Here is a 19,276-nt window from a genome sequence, read left to right on the forward strand (position 1 = left end):
GCCGGATAAGGAATAAAGAAAACGGGCCCTCGCGGGCCCGTTTTTCGTTGTAAGGGAAAGACCTCTCAGGCTCTCGCCTGAAAGGATCAGGCTTCCATCGAATAGCCGGCACCGCGCACGGTGCGGATGACGTCCTGCATGTTGGAAAAGTTCAAAGCCTTGCGCAGGCGGCCGACATGGACGTCAACAGTACGCTCGTCGACATAGATGTCGTGACCCCAGACGCCGTCGAGCAACTGCGAACGCGAGAAGACGCGGCCGGGCGATGCCATCAAGAACTCGAGAAGGCGGAATTCGGTCGGGCCGAGGCGGACTTCGCGGCTCTTGCGGTGAACGCGGTGCGTCTCGCGATCCAGCTCGATATCGCCGCACTTCAGCAGCGTCGAGAGCACCTCGGGCTTGGCACGACGCAGCATCGCCTTGACGCGAGCGACAAGCTCCGGCGTCGAGAACGGCTTGACGACGTAATCGTCAGCACCGGTCGAGAGGCCGCGAACCCGTTCGCTTTCCTCGCCACGGGCGGTCAGCATGATGATCGGCAGGCGCTCGGTTTCCGGCCGCATGCGCAGGCGGCGGCAGAGCTCGATGCCAGACACGCCCGGCAACATCCAATCGAGGATGAGAAGGTCCGGCGTGCGTTCCTGAAGCCGGATCTCGGCCTCGTCGCCGCGCAGGATGGTATCGACCTCAAAGCCTTCGGCCTCAAGGTTATAGCGGAGAAGCACGCTCAGCGCTTCTTCGTCTTCAACGACAGCTACTTTAGGGATCATTCGTTTCGGTCTCCTGGGGGCGCGGTCGCGGAATGACTATTCAGTGACTGCGCCGACGGTGTTGGCGGTATCGTCCTTCGGACGTTCGCCTTCCGGCTGGGCACCGGTGGCCATGTAGTAGATCGTTTCGGCAATGTTGGTGGCGTGGTCGCCGATGCGCTCGATGTTCTTGGCGCAGAACAGAAGATGCGTGCAGCTGGTGATGTTGCGCGGATCTTCCATCATGTAGGTGAGCATTTCACGGAACAGCGAGGTGTACATCGCGTCGATTTCCTCGTCGCGCTCACGGACCGATTTTGCTTTGTCGGCAGCACGGCTCGTGTAGACGTCGAGGACTTCCTTGAGTTGGACGAGGGCGAGCTCGGACAGGTGCTCGAGGCCGCGGGCGAGCTTGCGCGGCACGCCGGCGCTCTGTACGGCAATGACGCGCTTGGCAGTGTTCTTGCCCAGGTCGCCGACGCGCTCCAGGTCTGCCGCGATGCGGATGGAGCCCATGATCTCGCGAAGATCGGCCGCCATCGGCTGGCGGCGGGCGATCGTGACGATCGCCTTGTCGCCGATCTCGCGCTCCGCGTGGTCGAGGATCACATCGTCCGAGATGACCTTCTGGGCAAGAGCCGTATCGCCGTTTACGAGCGCGCGTACGGCATCCGAGACCATCTGCTCGGCCAAGCCGCCCATTTCCGAGATACGGCGGGACAGGAACTTCAAATCATCGTCGTAGGCAGAAAAGATATGTGTCGATGCCATAGGGCTCATCCTTGAATATCGTAAGTGCTACCGAGACGGCCGATCAACCGAAGCGGCCCATGATGTAGTCCTGGGTGCGCGGATCGTCCGGGTTGGTGAACATCTTGTCGGTGTCATTCTCCTCGACGAGGTTGCCAAGGTGGAACATGGCTGTGCGCTGCGAAACACGGGCGGCCTGCTGCATCGAGTGCGTCACGATGACAATCGTGTAGTTCTCGCGGAGCTCGTGGATGAGCTCCTCGACCTTGGCCGTTGCAATCGGATCGAGTGCCGAGCATGGCTCGTCCATCAGGATGACTTCGGGGCTGACGGCGACGGCGCGGGCGATGCAGAGGCGCTGCTGCTGACCACCGGAAAGACCGGTGCCGGCTTCGTGAACGCGATCCTTCACCTCATTCCAGAGGCCGGCGCGCTGCAGGCTGTGTTCGACGATCTGGTCCATGTCGGCCTTCGACTTGGCGAGCCCATGGATACGCGGACCGTAGGCGACGTTTTCGTAGATCGTCTTCGGGAACGGGTTGGGCTTCTGGAACACCATGCCTACACGCGCGCGAAGCTCCACAACGTCGATATCCGGATCGTAGATATCTTCGCCATCGAGCGTGATCTTGCCAGTGACGCGGCAACCGTCGATCGTGTCGTTCATGCGGTTCAGGCTGCGCAGGAAGGTGGACTTGCCGCAACCGGATGGGCCAATCAGGGCGGTCACCGTGTTTTCACGGATGTTCAGCTTCACGTCGAACAGCGCGCGCTTCTCGCCGTAGTAAACGGAGACGTCCTGGCCGATCATCTTGTAGGGAATGGTGTTCATCTTCTGATCAACCGCTTTCTCAACTGCTGCTTCCGTCAACATGTTCATAATGTTTACTCCGTTTACCAGCGGCGCTCAAAGCGACGACGCAAGAGGATGGCTCCGAGGTTCATGAGGATCAGGAATAGGAGCAGGACGATAATGGCGCCGGAGGTCCGCTCGACGAAGGCGCGTTCGGCTTCATTGGCCCACATGTAGACCTGCACCGGCAGGGCCGTCGAAGGCTCCATGGGCGTCGCCGGAGCATTCGCGACGAAAGCGACCATGCCGATCAAAAGCAGCGGCGCCGTCTCCCCGAGCGCGTGCGCCAGACCGATAATCGTGCCGGTCAGGATACCGGGCATCGCAAGCGGCAGGACGTGGTGGAAGACCATCTGCATCTTGGAGGCGCCGAGGCCGAGCGCGGCCGAGCGGATCGATGGCGGGACGGCGCGAAGCGCTGCGCGGGTCGCGATGATGATCGTGGGCAAGGTCATCAGGGTCAGTACCAGGCCACCAACCAGCGACGCTGAACGCGGCAGGCCGGCGAAGTTGATGAAAACAGCAAGACCGAGCAGACCGTAGACGATGGAGGGAACCGCCGCGAGGTTGTTGATGTTGACCTCGATCAGGTCCGTCAGCTTGTTCTTCGGTGCAAATTCCTCGAGGTAAATCGAAGCGGCAACGCCGATCGGCAGGGAAAGGACGAGCACGATCAACATCAGATAAAGCGAGCCAACCAGGGCGACACCAAGACCGGCGGCCTCGGGACGGCTGGAGTTGCCGTTGACGAAGAGCCCGGTGTTGAATTTCTTGTGCAGCGCACCGGTTTCCGCCAGCTGGTTCATCCAGCCAACCTGCCTGTCGTTCACCTTGCGGTTCTTCTCGTCGACCTTGAGGTCAATCTGACCCTTGTTGGCGGAGTCAACGTTGGCGTCTGCAAGCAGGGTGATGTTGACTGTCCTGCCGATGAGCGACGGATCGGCAACGACCATGTCGCGCAGCTGGATCGGCGCGCCCTTGGAGATCATAGCGGTCGCGTCACGCACCTCGGGACGGCTCGATGCATTGAGGTTCAGCGTCTTGACCATCGCGTCGCGGATGAGAACCGAATAGTTGGCCGCGATCAGCACGGACGGATCCGTTGCGCGCTTGTTGTTCGGGTCGATGGTTTTCTCGCTGAACTCGATCGGCAGCGTGATCGCCGTCTGCAGGAAGGCCGTGTAGCCCTTGCTGACGACGCTCGTCAGCAAAACCGCCAGGAAGATCAAGCCAAAAGAGATCGCAGCGATGCCATAGATGCGGAACCGGCGCTCGGCGGCATAGCGGCGCTTGAGGCCGATGTCGCGACGTTCAGGCGCCTTCGAAACGACAACGCCCTGACCCGGAGAAACAATATCCGTCATTCGTACTGCTCCCGGTATTTGCGCACGATATAGAGCGCGTAGATGTTGAGGCAAAGCGTGATGAAGAACAGCGTGATACCAAGCGCGAAGGCAACCAGCGTCTGCGGCGAGGTGAACTCCAGATCACCAGTGAGCTGATTGACTATCTTGACAGTGACTGTCGTCATTGGCTCGAACGGGTTGATCTGGATGCGCGCTGCGACACCCGCCGCCAGCACCACGATCATGGTTTCGCCGATGGCGCGCGATGCAGTCATCAGAAGCGCGCCGACGATGCCGGGCAGCGCCGCGGGAAGCACCACCTTCTTGATTGTCTCCGAACGCGTCGCACCGAGACCGAGCGAACCATCGCGGAGCGCACGCGGCACAGCGGTGATGATATCGTCGGAGAGCGACGAAACGTATGGGATCAGCATGATGCCCATGACGATACCCGCTGTCAGAACGCTCTGCGCCTGAATAAAGTTCGCATAATTGCCGGTAAGGAGGCCGTTTACCTGCGAAGACAGGTCGCGGAGGAAGGGGCCGACCGTGACGAGGGCGAAAAAGCCGTAAACAATCGTCGGAATACCAGCGAGCACTTCGAGCAGCGGCTTTGCGATCGATCGCACCGCGGGGGCCGCGTATTCCGCCATGTAGATCGCCGCGAACAGGCCGACAGGCACCGCCACCAGCATCGCAACGAAGCCGATGTAGAGCGTGCCTAGCAGCAGCGGTATCAGGCCGAATTGCCCGAAGGACGAGCCGCCGGCACCGGCAAAGCGCGGATCCCAGACCGTACCGAAGAAGAAGTCTGCAGCAGGAACGACCGCGAAGAAATGCGCGGCTTCCGTCAGCATTGACAGAACGATACCGATCGTCGTCAGGATGGCGATCGAGGACGCCAGGAGCAGGCCCCAAAGCATGACACGTTCGACGCGGTTGCGTGCACGGAATCGCGGAGCGACTTCACGAAGCGCATAGAATGCGCCGGCAACGGCAAGGATGAGGACGACCGCCGTCATGACGAGGCGGCTGGAAGCCGATTCTTCGTTCAGCTTTTGCGCTGCGTCGATCATGTATGGCTGCGGCTGGCCGGCCAGCGGAACGCCCTTTGCAGCAAGCTTTGCCTGGAGGCCAGCCGGATCGCTGGCAGCACCGCTGATCTCCTCTGGGGTGAGGAGCGGCAAGCCGCGCGCAATCGCGCTGACCATCCCGTAATTCAGGTTCTGCTGCGCGGCCGGCTGCGCCTTGACGTCATCCGGGAAAGTGCCACGGACGGAAGACTCAATGATCGAAGGGCTGATCGCCAGCCAGGCGCACAGCACGATAAGTGCCGGCAGCACCGCCCAGATGGCGGCATAGGCGCCGTAGTAGCCCGGTCGCGAATGCAGCGCGGAGGACTTGCCCCCGGCAAGTGCCGTAGCACGGCTGCGCGCTGCGATGAAAGCAACGGCGCCAAGCACCACGAGACACAAGAGTATGATGGATGTACCCATTCGTTTAGGTCCCAGGCCCTTTGACCCCAAAAGCGGAAACGGCAGGCGGACCGATCCGGTTCTCAAACTTGCAGAAGTTCAGACCCCGTCCCGACTTGGCGGAACAAGGCAAAGCCGGCGCGATCTGGTGATCGCGCCGGCAAGGTCATTACATAGTCTTGCCGTCTTCAACGCCCTTGCGGATCGCGTCGCGCTCACCGTCCGGAGCGGCAACGAGGCCGTACTCGACGAGCGGGCTGTCCGGTCCGATCATCTGTTCGGATACGAAGAAGTTGACGTATTCCTTCAGGCCCGGGATGACGCCGAGGTGTGCCTTCTTGACGTAGAAGAACAGCGGACGGGAAACCGGGTACGTGCCGTCGGAGATGGTTTCGGTCGACGGAACGATACCGTTGACGGTCGCAACCTTCAGCTTGTCGGCGTTGTTTTCATAGAAGGAAAGGCCGAAGACGCCAACGCCGGTCTTGTTGGCAGCGATGCGTGCCAGCGTTTCCGGATAGTCACCGTCGATGTCGACAGCAGCGCCGTCCTTGCGGACTGCGACGCAAGCCTTGGTCTGAGCGGCGGCGTCAGAGATCGAAGCCTTGATGACGTCGAGAGCGCCGGAAGCCTTGCAGCCAGCAGCAAGAACGTTCTGTTCGAAGACTTCGCGCGTGCCGTGCTTTTCGCCCGGGATGTAGGCAGCAATGTCAACAGCCGGGAGTGCCGGGTTGACTTCCGACCACTTCTTGTAAGGGTTGGCGACGAGCTTGCCGTCAACAACGACCTGGGCAGCCAGAGCCTTATAGATGTCGGCCGGGACGTAGGCGACATCAGGGTTGGACGAGTCGGTCGCGAAGACGATGCCGTCATAGCCGATCTTCACTTCCTGGATGTCGGTGACGCCGGCTGCCTTGCAGGCGTCCAGTTCCTTGGCGTTGATCGGACGCGAAGCGTTGGCAACGTCGATGGTGTCCGGGCCGACGCCCTTGCAGAATTCCTTGAGGCCAGCGCCCGTGCCGCCGGATTCAACGACCGGCGTCTTGAAGTCCTTGAAGGTTTCGCCGAAGGTTTCGGCTACGATCTTGGCGTAAGGCAGGACGGTGGACGAGCCAGCAACCTGAACCTGGTCGCGAGCAACGGCCGCGCCAGCGAAAGCGGCGGAAGCGGCAAGTGCTGCGACCGTGAGTTTAAAAGCGTTCATAACAATCTCCCGGGCATATAGCGGTCTGAGTGCGGCCTTGAGCGGCCTTTGCAGTGCCGTCTTCATCAGCGGCCCGCTCTCTTTAGCCCCTGATGCCCAGAGCTTTTATGTCATTTTCACGAAACATTTGTGACAGATTAAATATATGAAATCATTATACAAAGAATGCGATCCCGCACGATTGATCGCAGTTTTATGTCAAAACCGCACGGTGAAGCTCGTTCCCTTGCCGACTTCCGACTTGACGATCAAGCGCGCGCGGTGCCGCGTCAGGATATGCTTGACGATGGCAAGGCCCAACCCCGTGCCTTTCTTCGAGCGGCTGTCCTCGATGCTCACACGGTAGAAACGCTCGGTCAGTCGCGGCACATGCTCGGCCGGAATTCCCGGTCCCTTGTCGACAACCGTGACCTCCACCGGCTCGCCCGGTGCATTCTTCAGGAACACATCGACGGTCTTGCCCTCCTGCCCATACTTGCAGGCATTTTCCATCAGGTTTTCAAAAACCTGGACCAGTTCGTCGCGGTCGCCAAGCACCTCTGCCTTGCCCAGCGGAAGATGCAGCACGATCTCAACGCCGACATCGTTTGCGAGTGGTGCCAGCGAGTCCCTCACATGGCCGAGAAGTGGAACGAGATCGACCTTCTGATCCGGGGCGATGTGTGACTTGAGTTCCAGCCGCGACAAGGACAGGAGGTCGTCGACAAGACGGCTCATACGAGTGGCCTGATCCAGCATGATGCCGAGAAAGCGCTCCTGCGCCTTGCCGTCATTCTTCGCCGGGCCCTGGATAGTCTCTATGAAGCCGCGCAGGGACGCGAGTGGCGTGCGCAACTCGTGGCTGGCATTGGCGACGAAATCGGAGCGCATGCGGTCGATGCGGCGAACCTCGGAAATGTCCCGGAAGGAGAGCACGAAGAAACGCTCATCAGCCGGCTGCTGTTCGTCAAACTCCACGGGGGCGCTGCGGACGATGTAAACGCGCTCGGATGGCAGGCGTTCGGAGTGCTCGATCTGGTTCGGCGCGTTGGTTGCAATCGTTTCGCTGACCATGTCGAGGATGCCAGGCGAGCGCAGGCGAGCGGAAATATGCGCACCAATGGCGGCCTCGCCGAAAGCCTTTTCGGCCGCGCGGTTCTGGTAAAGCACCGAGGCATCACCGGAAAGCACCATGACGGGGATGTCGAGCGCGGCAAGCGCCGCGGCAACCTCGGCCAAGCGGTTGCCGGGCGCTTCGATAGTCTCGGGAACTGGTTCCAGCTGGACTTTCGGGAGGGCCGCCGGAACCGTGTGCCACAACGCCGTGATGATCATTAGCAACAGAAGACCGAGCACGACCCACTTGTTTGCGCCTGCAGCCAGAGCAATCAGGGCAATCAGCAGAGCCACGAGCAGGACGGGACGCTCCTGCCGAATGCGTGCAATCAGGCTTCGTGTCCATGGCGCTTTGTCTTCCAACTGCCCCTCGCGGTTTTCGGCTCGTACTCTTATCTTCAAACTCTGCCTGATAGCCGTGATTCATGACAGAAGTTTTCGCCTGCACACGACACGCGGAAAGGCTTTGGTGCGAACACACAGAAATTTCCACGATCCGCAAGACATTTGATTTTCAACAGGAAATATGGTCGCCTGTATGCGACGAAGTTCACCGGAGAAGAAGCCATGGCCGATGATGTCGAAAGCAGAGCCGTCGAACTGGACATCCGCGGAGAGAAGCGCGTCTTTGATGTCGACAATGCCGTGCTGCCGGACTGGGTTGACAAGGCGGCTTTGGAATCCGGCGGCTATCCATACGACAAACACCTCAAGGAAGAACAATACCTTGAAGAACTCAAAAAGCTGCAGATCGAGTTGGTCAAGGTGCAGTTCTGGCTGCAGGCCACCGGCAAGCGGGTCATGGCGCTTTTCGAGGGACGGGATGCGGCGGGCAAGGGCGGCGCGATTTCCGCCTCATCGGCGCACATGAATCCCCGCCTTGCCCGGGCGGTCGCATTGGCCAAGCCCACCGATCGTGAGGCCGGGCAATGGTATTTCCAGCGCTATGTCGCGCAATTCCCGACCGCGGGCGAGTTCGTGCTCTTCGACCGGTCCTGGTACAATCGTGCCGGCGTCGAGCCCGTCATGGGCTTCTGCACGCACAAGCAATACGAAGATTTCCTGAACCAGGCGCCTCAGCTTGAGAAGGTCATCGCGCACGAGGGTATCTTCTTCTTCAAGTTCTATCTCGATATCGGCCGCGAGATGCAACTGAAGCGCTTCCACGATCGGCGCCACGACCCGCTCAAGGTCTGGAAACTGTCGTCGATGGACATCGCAGCGCTGACGAAATGGGGCGACTACAGCGAGAAACGCGACCGGATGCTGAAAGAGACACATACGGAATTCGCGCCCTGGACGGTCATTCGTGCCAATGACAAGCGTCGCGCCCGGCTAAACCTGATCCGGCACATGCTGAAGACGATGGATTATGACGGCAAGGACAAGGATGCCATCGGCAAACTCGATGACAAGATCATCGGCTCGGGTCCGCATTTCCTGAAATAGCCTATTGCCCCGGCAGGATTCGGATAGCGTAGAGGTTGATGCCGCGCGCCTTGCCGTCGACATCGCTGTTGATGATCAGACGTCCGGCGGCGTTCGGCGCCAGCGAGCGATCGAAGCGGACCTGGAGAAGCACATCCGACTTCTGCCGGGTGACCGAGAAACGGTGACGGGCGCAGTCGCCGAGCGACTGGAAATCGCATTCCACCGTAACCTGAGTTGGTTCGTCGGACGTCGATTGCAGCGTGATTGCAATCGTCGAGGACTTGCCGGCCAACTGCTGAAGGACATCGGCGGGAACGCTGATGCTGATATTGCCGTCGCTGTCGTTGCTCTGCGAGATCAGGCGGACCGCGGTGCCCTCGTTTTCCGCAACATTCTGAATTTCCGCCCGTGCACCGGTCTTGATCTTGTCCGCATTGGACGGCTTGAAAACCTCAATCCAGTCGGCGGAGAAGGAGTTCTGCGGGTCGATCGCAACCGGCGCCGCATTGCCGCCTGCGGCACCGCTGTCGCCACTGTTGTCCGCGCCGTCGAAGTCTTCCGGCTGAGTGCTCGCCGGCGGATTGGCAACGCTTGTATCTCGTTCCGCAGCGGTCTTAAGCACGCCCGAGGTGTATACCCACCACGCACCCATGCCGATGAAGGCCAGGAGCACGCAGGCGACAAGCAGTCGGGAGAAAAACTTGCGCGGCTTGCGTCGAACCGCGGCGCGCTCCGGCCGGAAATCCATCTGCGTGGGCTTTCGCTCCGCCGCTGGCGATTCAGCGACCGGCTCGGCGCCAAGATGATTGCCGCTCCCGGCATGGACGCCGGCGAGGCTGGATTCATCGTCGAAGCGTGGGTCGGTAACCGAATGCTCACGGGTTTCGCCGCCAATCGAAACGTTCGCGACTTCTTCCTCTGCCACATGATCAGCCGGCCTTGGTACTTCCACCACGGGGGGAACAGCAACTTCCGGCGGCCCCTGGCGCGGATGAAGGCGTTCGCGCTCCTCCGCTTCGATCATATGGATCGTCGTTTCGAGCCTGTGGCGATGATAGGCGACCGCTTCCGTCTCGGTGATGTCCTGCTTGCGGAGACCGGCTTCAAGAGCCTGACGCGCGGACTGATAAATCTTTGCACGGACTTCGGGATTGTCGCGATCGGCATTGCTGAGCGCCGTTTTGATAGCCGTTTCTAATCCGCTCACGTCCGGTCCTTTACTCTGAGACTGGGCTTTGTACTTAACAATTCGTAAATGCGGTAGCCGCTGCCGCCGCAAATCGCAAGCCTCACCCGGTGTCCGGGTTCGCATCGGCAGGGGATAACGCAGGAGACCCTGACCGTCCTATGTCCTTGCAACAATAGCCGATATTTGAGGAATCGATAGAGCGCACTTTTCCTCTGTCAAAGTCTCTGCTATCACATTGACGTTTTCGTAAACGTCAATTCCTACGGTGTCCCATGGCCCTGCCTCCGATCCTGACCCAGAATCTCAGATTGCCGGTCGTCGCCTCCCCGCTCTTCATCATTTCGCACCCGGCACTGACGCTGGCGCAGTGCAAGGCTGGAATCGTTGGCGCCTTCCCGGCCCTGAATGCGCGGCCGGAAAGCCAGCTCGACGAATGGCTCGCCATTATCACCGAGGATCTCGCCGCGCACAACGCCGCGAACCCCGAACGGCCAGCGGCTCCGTTTGCCGTCAACCAGATCGTCCATATGTCGAACAAGCGGCTGGAGCACGATCTGAGGCTCTGCGTCAAATATAAGGTGCCGGTTGTCATCTCGTCACTCGGCGCCGTGCCGGAAGTGAACGCCGCGGTGCACTCCTACGGCGGCATCGTGCTTCACGACGTCATCAACAATCGCCATGCGAACTCAGCCATCCGCAAGGGCGCGGACGGGCTGATTGCCGTCGCAGCCGGTGCCGGCGGCCATGCCGGCACGCTTTCGCCGTTCGCGCTTGTCCAGGAAATCCGCGAATGGTTCGACGGGCCGCTGCTGCTTGCCGGCGCGATAGCCAATGGCGGTGCCATCCTCGCGGCGCAAGCGATGGGCGCCGACATGGCCTATATCGGCACGCCCTTCATCGCGACCGAAGAGGCCCGCGCCTCAGACGCCTACAAGCAGGCGATTGTCGACGGCATGGCGAACGACATCGTCTATTCCAACTACTTCACCGGCGTGCATGGAAATTATCTCAAACCGTCGGTGAAGGCCGTCGGCCTCGACCCCGACAATCTCCCGGTCGCCGATCCCTCGAAAATGGATTTCGAACAGGCCGTCGGCGGTGCCAAGGCATGGAAGGACATTTGGGGCAGCGGACAAGGCATCGGCGTCATCAAGGCGATCGAACCAGTCGGCAAGCTCGTCGACCGGCTGGAAGCCGAATATGCGGCTGCCCGGACGCGGCTGTCACTGTAGGGATCGGCGGCGGATTTCCACAGCACCGTTCTTTTTTGCCGAAGAGCCGACAGGGCGCTTGAAATCTTCAAACAATGCCTGTATCAGCCCATGCAAATCGCGGGCCGCATGGTTCGGCCGCAGGGATTGCCGCTTTAGCTCAGTCGGTAGAGCACATCATTCGTAATGATGGGGTCACGTGTTCGAGTCACGTAAGCGGCACCATTCTTTCCTCGATAAATCAAATAGTTATCACGGGTCGCGCTCCACCAAGCCCGTTGCAATTCATCGCTGTCACACCACGGTCACAGCATGAGGTTTTGCAATGGCGACCATCCGTAGGCGCAATGGAAAGTATCAGGTGCAGGTCCGCGTTCAGGGCTGCGCCCCACTCTCCAAGACATACAGCCGCCTCGAAGACGCAAAGACTTGGGCACAGCTCACGGAGGTTGAGGCCGAGCAAATCGGCTTGCCCGCCGATCCCCGCACCGCCGGAACCCGATCCCGTCGACCTTATGAAGCCCTTTCCGGCCGGAGTCATGAAGATGTGGCCCGTCGGCAGAAAGGTCGGCTTGCCGAGGAACGACACGCCCGACGCCTTGACGAGATTGATCCAGATCCAGAACCAACAATGGTCTAGCTGGCCTCAAATGGGCGGCATAGCTGGGCCGAAGCCGCAGGATCGGGAGAGAAGCTCAGGCGTTGCCTCCGAAGAGCTAAGCTTCTCTCCCTCTGGCATTCGAGATTTCGTCCTGTACAGGATGCTCGGTCCCCGCTGCGCCCTGTTTAAGCCGCACCGTTCGGTTTGCCATGCGGGAACATTAGCGATCCCGGAAATAATTGAAACAAGTTTCTGAGGTGCGTGAAGGACGACTCCTACGGCAGTGACGGCGGAGGTTGACGCACTGCCAGATCGAGGAGGCTGAAGATATGGTTGACCTGCCGAACTGGCAGTACATCATAGGCCATGTTTGTCGGTGCTTTACGAGGATGTGAGCAATGACCCCTGCCCGTTTCACGGAATGCCTTCTTCATATCCGGTGGACGCCGATCAATCTGGCATCGGCCCTGCAATGCGACCTTTCATGGGTGGAAGCGCTGGAGGCCGGGAACGCTGAAGTTCCAGCTGGCTTGGCCTCGTGGCTCGAAACGCTTGCTCAAGCTCACGAGGCGCTTCCTCCGCCGACCACATATCGCGGCAAACACTCGGAATGACCCGCTACCCTGCAAAGCATTAAGTTCGCGGACGACGTCGGCTGACCGAAGATCAACTGGCAACCGTCCCGCGGCGGGCGTATGATAATCGTGTTACCCGTGGGAGCGTACACCGGCGGGTTTCTCGGCGGTGGCCCTGAGGTTTATGGCAGCCCACCAGCACGGCCCCAGGGTCTTCGCTGAGTGTCGAACCAGCAGTGGGGCCCTTTTCTTTAATATTAGTCATTCCTAAATACTAAATTAACCCTGAACTCTTAGCTTCCGGCACGTTGCTTTTGGAGCCAGGACCCCAGCCCCTCCAGAGCAATGGGGTGTGCGGTTGGGGCTCAAGGCGAATTTGCTTCGACCGCGCGCCCTCAATGCTCTTGTCCGAGCTGTCATCGAAATCGACCATGATGCCGTGACTCGTTTCCAGGGGGATAGAACCCCGGATCTCTCCACTACGCCCCGTACCACGTCGATATTCAGGTAAAGTGCCATGGCTGCGGGACACAGCGACCATTCGACAGAAACAGGCCTGCCGGATCGATTGAGGCAGGCGTATATTGATGAGATCCAACCTCGGTTGAAGTGCTCCGTGTGTGGAGCGAATGGCGGGGAAATGCTGTTCGGGCAATACGCAGTGAGGAAGAGCCGGGAACCGCTTCGAGATCCCCAGCATGATATTCGCCTTCCTCCTCGTCGTCGGCGCTTTAGCCTTGATCTGGATAGCCTTCTGGATGCTGGGAGCGTGGGTGTTTGGATGTCTTCGCCCGCGCCAGCCCCGAGCACAAGCTCAGGCTCGTGAAGGCAATCCAAGCCAATCGTCAGATTGTCGCCATGACCGGAGACGGCGTCAACGATGCGCCGGCGCTGAAGAAGGCCGATATTGGAGTGGCGATGGGCATCAAGGGCACGGAGGTGACGAAAGAGGCCGCGGAGATGATCCTCGCCGACGACAATTTCGCCTCGATCTCGGCGGCCGTAAAGGAGGGCCGCACGGTCTACAACAACATCGAGAAGGCGATGCTCTTCCTGCTGCCCACCAATATCGCCAAGGGCGCGGTGATCGCGATCGCAATCCTGTTCGCCTTCACGCTGCCGATCACGGCGCCACAGGTGCTGTGGGTGAACATGGTCACGTCGGTCGCGCTCGGTCTTGTCATTTCGTTCGAGCCCCATGAGGCGGACGTGATGACGCGCCCTCCCCGCTCGATCGACCGGCCGATCGTCACCGGTTTCGGTATCTGGCGCATTCTCTTCGTGGGCGCGGCGCTTGTCCTTTATACGCTGGTGGTCTTCTTCTGGATGAAGGGGCAAGGCGCTTCGGACCAGATGGCGCGCACGGCTGCCGTCAACGCGATCACGCTCGGGCAGCTCTACTACCTTTCAACAGCCGTTACCTGCTCGATTCGTCTTTGTCTGTGCGTGCCCATCTGGCCAATCCCTATCTTTGGTACGGCATAGCCGCGGTCGTGGTGCTGCAGATCCTCTTCACTTATGCACCGCCGCTCCACGCCGTGTTCGACACCGAGGTCTTGCCCCCTTCAGTCTGGCTCTGGCTCATCTTGGGCGGGCTCGCCTTCTTCCTCGTCGTGGAGATCGAAAACTCGTCATTCGCTCTACGCCCGCGTTGAAAGACGCAGCGACCCGTCGGTAACGCGCACAAGAAGTTGGGTTGCATGGCGGCGCGGACGCGCAGTCGCCGGGCGAACGGATTTGCCCGGCGAACGCTTGGGTCAGGCGGCGCGCTTGCGATCCGCTGGATGCTGCAGCCGAAAGCCGATTGCCAGGCGGTTCCAGGCATTGATCATTGCGATGCCGATCGAGAGCGCCACGAGTTCATCCCTCGAGAAGGCGTTTTGCGCGACCTCATAGTCCGAATCCGGCGCATGGCCTTCAGCGACATTGGTCAGCGCCTCGGCCCATGTCAGTGCCGCCCGTTCGCGATCCGTATAGAGCTCCGATTCATGCCAGGCGTTTAACAAGAGCATCCGCTCTTCTGTCTCGCCCAGCTTCAACGCGTCCTGACGATGCATGTGCAGGCAATTGGCGCATCCGTTTATCTGGGACCCGCGCACCTTGACGAGCTCCATCAGCGTGGGATCGAAGCTCTTGGCAATCCAGGCCTCCACGGCAACGAGGCCTTCTATGCCTCCGTTCTTCCTGGCCAGTATGTTCAAACGCTTGGTCATCATGCTCTCCGTGACATGAGTGATCGGGACGTTGCGCCCGGACAGGAGGTATCCCCGACATCGTGGACCATCCATCTGGCCGGTCGATGCGCCCGGCCTAACGCGGAATTCAGCAGACGCCCGCCGATCGATCAGGCCTTCCACCGTTCGGGACACCCCTTCCTATACTTCGGCAGGAGATGAGCGCGTCCCCGGTAGAATGGTTCAAGACGGGGATCCAACGCATTGTCCCGCCATCGGAGCCGCATCCGGGCGTGGCTTTCGCTGATCCCACACACGGAATGCTGACACTGGCGGGTTTCAATCAAGATCCGGGCACATGACCCAAGAAGGAGACTAGGCATGAAAATCGTTGTCATTGGCGGCACCGGACTGATCGGCTCGAAGACCGTCGAACGGCTGCGGAAAAAGGGCCACGACGTCCTCGCAGCATCCCCAAATACGGGTGTCGACACTCTGACCGGCAAGGGCCTGGACGACGCGCTGGCTGGCGCGAAGGTGGTGATCGACCTCGCCAATTCGCCCTCGTTCGAGGACAAGGCGGTGATGGAATTCTTCCAGACCGCGGGACGTAACCTCCTCAAGGCAGCCGCCGTGGCAGGCATCGAACATCATATCGCCCTTTCCATTGTCGGCGTGGAGCGGCTCGAGGGCAGCGGCTACATGCGCGCCAAGATGGCCCAGGAAGCGCTGATCCGTGCTTCTGGCATTCCCTACACGATCGTGCATTCGACGCAGTTCCTGGAATTCATTCCGGGCATCGTGCAGTCAGGCACGGTCGACCAGACGGTGCATCTGTCCTCCGCCTATGTGCAGCCGATCTCGTCGGAGGATGTCGCCGACGCCATGGCCGACGTGGCCCTCGGTAGACCCCTGAATGGCATCATCGAGATTGCCGGTCCGGAGAAATTTCGCCTCAACGAGATCGCGGCGCAGTTCCTGAAGTCGACCGGCGATTCCCGCCAGGTCGTCGCTGATCCGCATGCGCCTTATTTCGGCACCGAGCTCGCCGAGGGCTCGCTCGTGCCGATCGGCGACGCCCGGCTTGGCCGCGTCAGCTTCCAGGACTGGCTCAGCCACTACCAGCCGAGAACGTAACCCCTTCGGAGGGGCGCGGCGCATCCGGCAAGGCCCAGGCTGCCCCTTCCATGCACAATCACGACAGGAGAACCAGCATGTTCCGGACCTTTATGGCGGCAACCGCATTGACGGCCGTCCTCGGCGGCGCCGCCGTCGCGCATGACACTTCCTCCGGTGACGCGAAAGTCACCATCGTTTACGACCAGAAGCTTCCCAACGTGCCCGGCAAGAGCATGAAGGGCGTGCTGGTCGAGTATGCGCCGGGCGGCACCTCGCCTGCCCACACGCATCCGAACTCAGCCTTCATCTATGCAACGGTCCTCGAAGGCGCAATCCGCAGTCAGGTCAATAGCGGCCCGGTCACGACCTACCATGCCGGCGAAAGCTTCTCGGAGTTTCCGGGCGATCACCACGCCGTCAGCGAGAATGCAAGCAAGACCAAGCCGGCGCGCCTGCTTGCGGTCTTCGTCGTCGATACCGACGAGAAGAACATAACGATCGACGACAAGTGAGACAAACCTCTGCGATGCCCGGCCAATGCCTGACATCGCAGCCCTCACCCGCCGATATTTCGAGAGACTCAGATCAACAAGGCTTGGGCCCATGAGCGCGACAGCAATGCGAACACTTGCCGGAATTTCGGTCCCCCAGACGCCGCTCGTCGAGCGCGCGCTGGAGCATGCGCGCCAGGCATGCGAGCCGTACCTCTTCAACCACGTTGTCCGCTCCTGGCTGTTTGCCGAGCGGATCGGGCAGCTTCATGCCATCGAGCACGACGCGGAAGTCTTGGCCGTCGGCACGCTGCTGCACGACATAACGCTCAACGAGAGATTTGCGGGGCCGCGGCGCTTCGAGGTGGAGGCCGCGGATCTGGCGCGCGGATTTGCGACGGAAGCCGGGCTCGACAACTATCGAGCCCAACAGATCTGGGATTGCGTCGCTCTCAACTCGACGCCGTCGATCGGCCTCTACAAGGAAGCCGAGGTCGCACTCTGCACCGCCGGCATCTGCCTCGACGTGGTCGGCCTGCAATACACTTCCATTCCCTCGGCTGAGATGAAGGCGATTGTCGCCGAATTTCCGCGGCTTGGGATGAAGCGGCAGATGACCCTGTGCTTTTGCCACATCGCCGCGACACAGCCGGAAACGACTTACGACAACTTCGCGCGGGATTTCGGGGAGCGCCTGGTTCCTGGCTATAAAGTGCCGACCTCCTCGGTCGATCTGGTGGCAAATGCGCCCTTCGATGAATGATCGCCATGTTCGATGCGATGGACGTGCACTTCGAACAGGAAGTGCTGCAAGGGCCTGCACTCACCACTACATCGCTGGCCCCCTATCGGTAACCCACACCGCACATAGACAAGCAAGAAAACGCGCGCTTCATCAGCGCGTGTTTTGCGTCGTGAACGCCTCGGTGCGAGCAGCCGCCCTAATCGTTCGATGCGGTCACCTAGACTTTCGCACAGTCCCCAGATGCTTCCGCCCAATGGTTTTCCGGGCCGCCGGTCGCCATCCTCCGTCGCATGTCAATCACCGCGAAGGATAGAAAATGCGCAATATTTCAAACCCATCGACTGTCAGTGTCTCACGTCGCGACGCCCTGCTCGGCAGCCTCACCGCCGGGATCGCCGTGGGCTTGCCGGCGGTCGCCTCCGCAAAGACGCCGAAGCAGCCTCTCCCCGCCACCAGCAACCACGGAAAGCAAGCCATGAGCACGATCACCACCAAGGACGGCACGGAAATCTACTACAAGGATTGGGGCACCGGTCCAGTCGTCACCTTCTCGCATGGCTGGCCGTTGAACTCCGACGCCTGGGACGGCCAGATGCTCTTTCTCGCCCAGCACGGCTTCCGCGTCGTGGCGCACGATCGCCGCGGCCACGGACGATCCAGCCAGCCGACATCCGGAAACGATATGAACGGATACGCCGACGATCTGGCCGCCCTGATCGAGGCGCTTGACCTCAAGGACGTGACGCTGGTCGGCCACTCCACCGGCGGCGGCGAAGTCGCCCGCTATATCGGCCGGCACGGCACGAAGCGTGTCGCCAAGGCTGTGCTCATCGCCGCCGTGCCGCCGGTCATGGTGAAATCAGAGGCCAATCCGGAAGGCCTGCCGATCGAAGCGTTCGACGCGATCCGCGCCGGCCTCGTCAAGGATCGCTCGCAATTCTACCGCGACCTTGCCCCGCAATTTTATGGCGCCAATCGACCGGGCTCAAACGTCTCCCAGGGCACACTCGACCAGTTCTGGCTCTGGAGCATGCAGGCTGGCCTGCTGAACGCCTATGAATGCGTCAAGGCATTCTCGGAAACCGACTTCACCGAAGACCTGAAGAAGTTCGACGTGCCGACGCTCGTCCTGCACGGGGAGGATGACCAGATCGTTCCGGTCAAGGATTCCGCCGTCAAGTCCGCCCGGCTGATCAAGGGCGCCAAGGACATCTACTATCCCGGCGCGCCGCACGGCATCACCGCCACACATCAGGACCAGGTCAACGCCGACCTGCTCGCCTTCCTCAAGGCCTGACGCTCGTAACTTGGACCATCGGTGGCGCGGCAAGGCCGCGCCATTTCCATTCAAGCCCTTTCCATCATCGCCCTTTAAGGAAATCCAACATGTCGAAGACCTGGCTCATAACCGGCAGCGCCAGCGGGATCGGCCTGAGCACGGCCGAACTCGTCCTCGCGCGCGGCGAAAACCTCGTTGCGACGGCCCGAAACGTCGACCGCCTTCTCAACCTTGCGCGCCGCTACAGCCAGCAGGTGGAACTCATCGAACTCGATGTGACGGATGCGCCAGCAGCACGCCGCGTAGTCGACACCGCGATGGAACGGTTCGGTTGCCTCGACGTGCTGCTGAACAATGCCGGCTATGCGCATCTCAGTCCCTTCGAACAGGTTTCGGAAGATGATTTCAAGGCGGAGATCGACACCAATTTCTACGGTGTGGTCAATCTCACGCGCGCGGCGCTCCCCGTGATGCGCCGTCAAAAATCAGGGCATATCATCAATATTTCGTCCAGCTCGGCGCGCTTCGGCAGTCCTGGGTCGACCGCCTATACTGCCGCCAAATGGGCGGTGAGCGGTTTCACCGCTTCGCTTGCCAAGGAGGTCAAGCCGTTCGGCGTCAAGGCCATCGCCATCGAACCTGGCAGCATCCGCACGAACTGGACGCGGGTTGCCCGTGGGCACGTCCCGCCGCTGTTGCCGGAATACGAACCGACCATCGGCGCGATCATGAGGATGACTGAAGGCTATGCCGGCACCGAGCCCGGCGACCCGGACAAGGTGGCCGTCGTCATCTTCGATCTTTCGCGCCAGGATGATCTGCCAGAACAACTCGTCCTCGGAAGCGATGCCCTGGGACGGATTGCCCAAAGCGATGCGGTTCGATCCGCAGCCGCTCTCTATTGGGACAAGATCAGCCGGTCGACGGACTTCGACGAGCCGACCACTCCCCTCCCACTTCTGGACTGAGACCGGAACCGTTACAGGGTT

Annotated in this window: 17 protein-coding genes, 1 tRNA gene and 2 pseudogenes; 11 read left to right on the top strand and 9 right to left on the bottom strand. The window is 60.6% G+C overall.

Annotation, left to right across the window (positions count from 1 at the left end):
- Positions 1-86: 86 nt before the first annotated feature.
- The 7 genes from phoB to phoR all read right to left on the bottom strand — a co-directional run bounded on the left by phoB (position 87) and on the right by phoR (position 7,802).
- Complete coding sequence (gene phoB / locus AF71_RS00070) at positions 87-770, bottom strand: phosphate regulon transcriptional regulator PhoB (RefSeq protein WP_007529789.1); 684 nt, start codon at positions 768-770, stop codon at positions 87-89.
- 36 nt (positions 771-806) lie between these two features.
- The gene (gene phoU, locus AF71_RS00075) at positions 807-1,520 is read right to left on the bottom strand and encodes a phosphate signaling complex protein PhoU (protein ID WP_025658811.1); all 714 of its coding nucleotides are present in this window, start codon (positions 1,518-1,520) and stop codon (positions 807-809) included.
- A gap of 43 nt (positions 1,521-1,563) precedes the next feature.
- Positions 1,564-2,379, bottom strand: a complete 816-nt coding sequence (gene pstB / locus AF71_RS00080; protein WP_062373337.1) for a phosphate ABC transporter ATP-binding protein PstB — start codon at positions 2,377-2,379, stop codon at positions 1,564-1,566.
- Positions 2,380-2,393: 14 nt separating this feature from the next.
- The gene (pstA, locus tag AF71_RS00085) at positions 2,394-3,716 is read right to left on the bottom strand and encodes a phosphate ABC transporter permease PstA (protein ID WP_018857628.1); all 1,323 of its coding nucleotides are present in this window, start codon (positions 3,714-3,716) and stop codon (positions 2,394-2,396) included.
- Positions 3,713-5,194, bottom strand: coding sequence for a phosphate ABC transporter permease subunit PstC (gene pstC / locus AF71_RS00090; RefSeq protein ID WP_018857629.1), 1,482 nt, complete (start codon positions 5,192-5,194; stop codon positions 3,713-3,715). The genes pstA and pstC overlap by 4 nt, the downstream gene beginning before the upstream one ends.
- Before the next feature lie 148 nt (positions 5,195-5,342).
- Positions 5,343-6,377, bottom strand: coding sequence for a substrate-binding domain-containing protein (locus AF71_RS00095; protein WP_025658808.1), 1,035 nt, complete (start codon positions 6,375-6,377; stop codon positions 5,343-5,345).
- A gap of 198 nt (positions 6,378-6,575) precedes the next feature.
- Positions 6,576-7,802, bottom strand: a complete 1,227-nt coding sequence (gene phoR, locus AF71_RS00100; protein ID WP_025658807.1) for a phosphate regulon sensor histidine kinase PhoR — start codon at positions 7,800-7,802, stop codon at positions 6,576-6,578.
- A 237-nt stretch (positions 7,803-8,039) separates the two neighbouring features.
- On the opposite strand from phoR, the gene ppk2 reads away from it, so the two are divergent.
- Positions 8,040-8,921 (top strand): polyphosphate kinase 2, encoded by an 882-nt coding sequence (gene ppk2, locus AF71_RS00105; RefSeq protein WP_169679090.1) that lies wholly within the window; start codon positions 8,040-8,042, stop codon positions 8,919-8,921.
- 1 nt (position 8,922) lies between these two features.
- Here ppk2 and AF71_RS00110 read toward each other — a convergent pair whose 3' ends face one another.
- A complete protein-coding gene (locus AF71_RS00110; RefSeq protein ID WP_169679094.1) occupies positions 8,923-10,110 on the bottom strand; it encodes a hypothetical protein in 1,188 nt (395 codons plus the stop codon).
- 254 nt (positions 10,111-10,364) lie between these two features.
- Here AF71_RS00110 and AF71_RS00115 point away from each other — a divergent pair, with 254 nt between their 5' ends.
- The 5 genes and pseudogenes from AF71_RS00115 to AF71_RS32105 all read left to right on the top strand — a co-directional run bounded on the left by AF71_RS00115 (position 10,365) and on the right by AF71_RS32105 (position 14,134).
- Entirely contained in the window at positions 10,365-11,324 is a 960-nt protein-coding gene (locus AF71_RS00115) for a nitronate monooxygenase family protein (protein WP_112665862.1), read from the top strand.
- Between the two features lie 128 nt (positions 11,325-11,452).
- Positions 11,453-11,528: transfer RNA gene (locus AF71_RS00120), tRNA-Thr, on the top strand.
- A gap of 266 nt (positions 11,529-11,794) precedes the next feature.
- A pseudogene (locus AF71_RS31420) lies at positions 11,795-11,943 on the top strand (SOS response-associated peptidase); the annotation flags it as partial.
- A gap of 359 nt (positions 11,944-12,302) precedes the next feature.
- Entirely contained in the window at positions 12,303-12,518 is a 216-nt protein-coding gene (locus tag AF71_RS31425) for a hypothetical protein (protein WP_018857635.1), read from the top strand.
- Between the two features lie 783 nt (positions 12,519-13,301).
- A pseudogene (locus tag AF71_RS32105) lies at positions 13,302-14,134 on the top strand (HAD-IC family P-type ATPase).
- Between the two features lie 102 nt (positions 14,135-14,236).
- On the opposite strand, the gene AF71_RS00135 reads toward AF71_RS32105, so the two are convergent.
- Positions 14,237-14,692, bottom strand: a complete 456-nt coding sequence (locus AF71_RS00135; protein WP_169679096.1) for a carboxymuconolactone decarboxylase family protein — start codon at positions 14,690-14,692, stop codon at positions 14,237-14,239.
- A 342-nt stretch (positions 14,693-15,034) separates the two neighbouring features.
- Here AF71_RS00135 and AF71_RS00140 point away from each other — a divergent pair, with 342 nt between their 5' ends.
- The 5 genes from AF71_RS00140 to AF71_RS00160 all read left to right on the top strand — a co-directional run bounded on the left by AF71_RS00140 (position 15,035) and on the right by AF71_RS00160 (position 19,255).
- Positions 15,035-15,790 carry an SDR family oxidoreductase gene (locus AF71_RS00140; RefSeq protein WP_113470603.1) on the top strand — a complete coding sequence of 252 codons (756 nt, stop codon included), beginning with the start codon at positions 15,035-15,037 and terminating at the stop codon, positions 15,788-15,790.
- 77 nt (positions 15,791-15,867) lie between these two features.
- Positions 15,868-16,284, top strand: a complete 417-nt coding sequence (locus AF71_RS00145) for a cupin domain-containing protein (RefSeq protein WP_169679099.1) — start codon at positions 15,868-15,870, stop codon at positions 16,282-16,284.
- 91 nt (positions 16,285-16,375) lie between these two features.
- Positions 16,376-17,026, top strand: coding sequence for a hypothetical protein (locus AF71_RS00150; RefSeq protein WP_169679102.1), 651 nt, complete (start codon positions 16,376-16,378; stop codon positions 17,024-17,026).
- 298 nt (positions 17,027-17,324) lie between these two features.
- Entirely contained in the window at positions 17,325-18,305 is a 981-nt protein-coding gene (locus AF71_RS00155) for an alpha/beta hydrolase (RefSeq protein ID WP_113470601.1), read from the top strand.
- 89 nt (positions 18,306-18,394) lie between these two features.
- Entirely contained in the window at positions 18,395-19,255 is an 861-nt protein-coding gene (locus AF71_RS00160) for an SDR family oxidoreductase (protein WP_169679105.1), read from the top strand.
- Positions 19,256-19,276: the final 21 nt, after the last annotated feature.

Origin of the sequence: Rhizobium sp. 57MFTsu3.2 (assembly GCF_012932765.1) — a bacterium.
Classification (GTDB): domain Bacteria; phylum Pseudomonadota; class Alphaproteobacteria; order Rhizobiales; family Rhizobiaceae; genus Rhizobium; species Rhizobium altiplani.

What these genes read in the sequence shown, in the direction of transcription:
- AF71_RS00155 (WP_113470601.1), top strand. Translation starts at nt 17,325, where the DNA reads ATGCGCAATATTTCAAACCCATCGACTGTCAGTGTCTCACGTCGCGAC.
- AF71_RS00160 (WP_169679105.1), top strand. Translation starts at nt 18,395, where the DNA reads ATGTCGAAGACCTGGCTCATAACCGGCAGCGCCAGCGGGATCGGCCTG.
- AF71_RS00135 (WP_169679096.1), bottom strand. Translation starts at nt 14,692, where the DNA reads ATGACCAAGCGTTTGAACATACTGGCCAGGAAGAACGGAGGCATAGAA.
- pstB (WP_062373337.1), bottom strand. Translation starts at nt 2,379, where the DNA reads ATGAACATGTTGACGGAAGCAGCAGTTGAGAAAGCGGTTGATCAGAAG.
- AF71_RS00150 (WP_169679102.1), top strand. Translation starts at nt 16,376, where the DNA reads ATGAGCGCGACAGCAATGCGAACACTTGCCGGAATTTCGGTCCCCCAG.
- pstC (WP_018857629.1), bottom strand. Translation starts at nt 5,194, where the DNA reads ATGGGTACATCCATCATACTCTTGTGTCTCGTGGTGCTTGGCGCCGTT.
- AF71_RS00095 (WP_025658808.1), bottom strand. Translation starts at nt 6,377, where the DNA reads ATGAACGCTTTTAAACTCACGGTCGCAGCACTTGCCGCTTCCGCCGCT.
- AF71_RS00115 (WP_112665862.1), top strand. Translation starts at nt 10,365, where the DNA reads ATGGCCCTGCCTCCGATCCTGACCCAGAATCTCAGATTGCCGGTCGTC.
- AF71_RS00145 (WP_169679099.1), top strand. Translation starts at nt 15,868, where the DNA reads ATGTTCCGGACCTTTATGGCGGCAACCGCATTGACGGCCGTCCTCGGC.
- AF71_RS31425 (WP_018857635.1), top strand. Translation starts at nt 12,303, where the DNA reads ATGACCCCTGCCCGTTTCACGGAATGCCTTCTTCATATCCGGTGGACG.
- ppk2 (WP_169679090.1), top strand. Translation starts at nt 8,040, where the DNA reads ATGGCCGATGATGTCGAAAGCAGAGCCGTCGAACTGGACATCCGCGGA.
- phoU (WP_025658811.1), bottom strand. Translation starts at nt 1,520, where the DNA reads ATGGCATCGACACATATCTTTTCTGCCTACGACGATGATTTGAAGTTC.
- pstA (WP_018857628.1), bottom strand. Translation starts at nt 3,716, where the DNA reads ATGACGGATATTGTTTCTCCGGGTCAGGGCGTTGTCGTTTCGAAGGCG.
- AF71_RS00140 (WP_113470603.1), top strand. Translation starts at nt 15,035, where the DNA reads ATGAAAATCGTTGTCATTGGCGGCACCGGACTGATCGGCTCGAAGACC.
- phoB (WP_007529789.1), bottom strand. Translation starts at nt 770, where the DNA reads ATGATCCCTAAAGTAGCTGTCGTTGAAGACGAAGAAGCGCTGAGCGTG.